Source organism: Achromobacter sp. 2789STDY5608615 (genome assembly GCF_001298995.1).
GTDB lineage: Bacteria > Pseudomonadota > Gammaproteobacteria > Burkholderiales > Burkholderiaceae_B > Achromobacter > Achromobacter insuavis.
Genome location: NZ_CYTY01000039.1, coordinates 54701 through 56864, shown reverse-complemented (window position 1 = coordinate 56864; position 2164 = coordinate 54701). Strand labels below are relative to the sequence as shown.

The 2164-nt window shown below is 69.3% G+C and carries 3 protein-coding genes; 1 reads left to right on the top strand and 2 read right to left on the bottom strand.

The window, feature by feature from the left end; genetic code table 11:
• Nucleotides 1-735 (top strand): hypothetical protein (locus AOZ49_RS33100; RefSeq protein ID WP_054478503.1); only part of this gene is annotated, 735 nt, incomplete at its 5' end.
• Between the two features lie 24 nt (nt 736-759).
• Here AOZ49_RS33100 and AOZ49_RS25635 read toward each other — a convergent pair.
• Together AOZ49_RS25635 and AOZ49_RS25630 are read right to left on the bottom strand one after the other, a co-directional pair.
• A complete protein-coding gene (locus tag AOZ49_RS25635; protein WP_054478501.1) occupies nt 760-1518 on the bottom strand; it encodes a YoaK family protein in 759 nt (252 codons plus the stop codon).
• Nucleotides 1519-1530: 12 nt separating this feature from the next.
• On the bottom strand, nt 1531-2164 hold a 634-nt coding region (locus AOZ49_RS25630; RefSeq protein ID WP_054478499.1), incomplete at its 5' end, for a lysozyme inhibitor LprI family protein.

The window sequence follows — 2164 nt, the reverse complement described above, 5'->3', positions numbered from 1 at the left end:
CTGGCACTGGCGGCGCTGACCTGCGCGCCGCTGCGCCTCGCGTCAGCCGCGGGCGCCGCGGCGCCGAATGAACGGGACGCCATCATCCGCCAGGTCTTCCGGGCGGATCCGGCGAGCCTTCGCTACCACGCGGACCACGCCAGGCTGATGCGCGGACTGGGCGTGATCTGGATTCCCGTGGAGTCCGGCGCGCCCGGCGTCGAATTCGAACGGCCGCTGAGCGGCAAGGACACGATCGCCGCGGCGATGGCTTTGCTGGGTACGTCCGACCGAAGCCTGGCGACGCGGCGCCTGGCGGAAGTGTGCCGGCTGGTGCCGGCCTATGTGCGCGACATCGGCCGGCTGGCGCCCGGCCGCTATACACTGCCGCCGCAACGGCGCGAGGCCTTCGACTTTCCCGACAGCGGCGTCGATGCGCAGGGCCGCTTCGAACTGCGGCGCGAGCACCTGACGCTGCTGCGCGCGGCGAACTGGCGCGAGGCCGGCCCGGGCGAGCTGAACGCGGTGCTGCGCGAAGGCGACGCCTTCTGGCCGATGCCGTTCATCGACGGCAAGCGCCCGTATGGCGACAGCAGCTACTACCAGATCGACATGGCGCGGCTGCTGGGCAAGCCCTATCCGGTGGGCGCCGATGGCCGCGCCATCACCGATCCCGCGACGGATGCTCGCCTGGAAAAACTGCACTGGCAGACAGCGGCCGCGCTGCAGGTCTTGCTGGCGCATGCCAGAGCCTGAGTCGCGCGCCGCACCGCGGGCGCGCTACGGCCGCGCAAAGAAATGGCGGATGTCGTCGGCCACCGGCACGGCTGCCAGCACCATCAGGAACAGCGCCAGCGGCAAGGTCGACCCGAAGCCGTAATGAAAGAAGGAATAGGCGCCCGTCACGCCGCCAGCGAAAAACAGCGTGACCAGCGTGCTCAGCACGATCAGCTTGCCTCGATCGGCCCGCACCGGCGGCGTGCCGGCCTTGTCCTCATGCGCCAGGTTCCAGTAGAACAGCTTGCCCAGCTCGATGCCGATGTCGGTGACCATGCCGGTGACGTGCGTGGTGCGGATCTCGGACTTGGACACCTTGGTGATCATCGCATTCTGCAGGCCCATGATGTAACACAGCAGCATCACGGTGCCCGGCACGTAGAACCAGCGCAGGTTCTCCAGGTTCGCCCCCGGCAGGCCGAAGGCCAGCAGCAGCACCGCCTCGACCATCAGCGGCAGGGCGAACTCGCTGGCCAGGTGCGTGCGCCGGCCGAAATTGATCAGCGAAGCGGAAGTGGCCGCTCCCGCCACGAACGACAGCAGTGCGGCCAATCCCTGCACCACCACGGCCAGGCCGCCCAGCACCATATGGTCGGCGATCATCGAGACGATGCCCGACATGTGCGAGGTGTACTGCTGCACGGCCAGGAAACCGCCCGCGTTGACGGCGCCGGCGATGAACGTCAGGAAATACGCCAGCCGCCGGTTGGCCTGCGGCGTGCGGCTGACCGCGGTGAGCTGGCGCAGGAAGGGGATGGCCACGGCGTCGGCGCGCTAGCGCACGGGGAAATAGGTGCCGTCCATGGACCCGCCCGACCCGCAGCTGGGCGTGGGGTCGTCGCGCTTGTCGCCGGGCGGCCGCGCTTCCTCGGCCACCAGGCCCATCCCCTTGCGGCGCAGCGCCAGCGTCCAGCCGGGCGCGTCTTTTTCATGGATCACCAGCGTGTCGCCGCGCACCTCGGCCTTGCCGGAGGTGTCGCAGAGCCAGCGGGCGTTGTAGGGGTCCGCCGCCGAGACTTCGGCGAACAGGCTGCCGTCCGCCTGCCGCATGACCTTGAGCTGGCCGCCGTAGTTGCCCCACCGGCCCTCGAAGCCTTTGCGCGGCGCAAGTTCGAGCGACGCGAGGAACTTGTCTCGGTCGGCCAGCCGTTCGGCCAATTCGGCCGCGCCCGTGGGATTGTTGAAGGGGCGCTCGCAGGACTGGTCACGCACGCCGTTGAACAGCCACTGTTCGGTGGAGAAGATCTTGGCGGTATCGGCATCGTAGGCGCGGCGCGCCTTGTCGAAACGCTGGGCGATGCTCACATCGAGCGCCGCCAGTTTGGGATCGCCGCAAATGGCTTTCTCGGCGCCGCTCTTGGCGCGGGCGCAATCGAACGACGGCTTGGCCGCCGCCGAGGCGCTGGCG